Origin of the sequence: Psychrobacter glacincola, from assembly GCF_904846215.1 — a bacterium.
Lineage (GTDB): Bacteria > Pseudomonadota > Gammaproteobacteria > Pseudomonadales > Moraxellaceae > Psychrobacter > Psychrobacter glacincola.
In genome coordinates this window covers 1-633 of the sequence record NZ_CAJGZK010000080.1, presented here as the reverse complement: position 1 = coordinate 633, position 633 = coordinate 1, and the positions used below count along the sequence as shown (strand labels likewise).

Annotated in this window: 1 protein-coding gene; it reads right to left on the bottom strand. The window is 44.7% G+C overall.

Annotated features, from left to right (window positions below):
- Positions 1-633, bottom strand: a 633-nt coding sequence (locus JMW90_RS13515; RefSeq protein WP_476705330.1) for a penicillin-binding protein 2, incomplete at both ends; no start/stop codon positions are given.

Below are 633 nucleotides of genomic sequence, written 5' to 3'. Positions count from 1 at the left end.
CTGCTGCTGCGCCACTACCTGCAACCCATAATCTAAACTTAAGGTGATGTCGTTGCCGGCGATTGGTGGCTTAGTATCAAGTTGACGTAGCACATTGCCGTGCGCGTTGGTTTCTACTGACTGATAACCGGGTTGTCCAATTAAAATATCTTCGTAATAATCTTCGATCCCAATCTTACCGATAAGGTCGGTACCGGCATAGCGATCTTTATTGATTCTCTTCGATTCTTTGTCGTTAATACGTCCGACATAGCCAATAACATGGGCAAAAAGTTCATCATAAGGGTATGAGCGTGTGAGCTTACTTTGGATGCTAACACCGCGAAAAAAAGGTTTGCGTTCACTAAACTGCGCCAATTGCGCCTCGGTTAAGTCAATCTTGATGGTTACCGGATCATTTTTACTTTTACTCACACGCGCCAAAATATCGGTGATATTTTCATCCGTCAAATCAAAGATGGGCGCGAGTAATTGTAAGGTACGCTCAGGGTTTTCGACTTCATCAGGGCTGAGCATAGCGGTAAAAACCGGCTGATTGTCAGCGAGGATAACGCCGTTGCGATCATAAATATAACCACGACTTGGTGGGGCAGAAATCAATTTGATGCGATTGTTGTCTGCTTGGGTCGTATA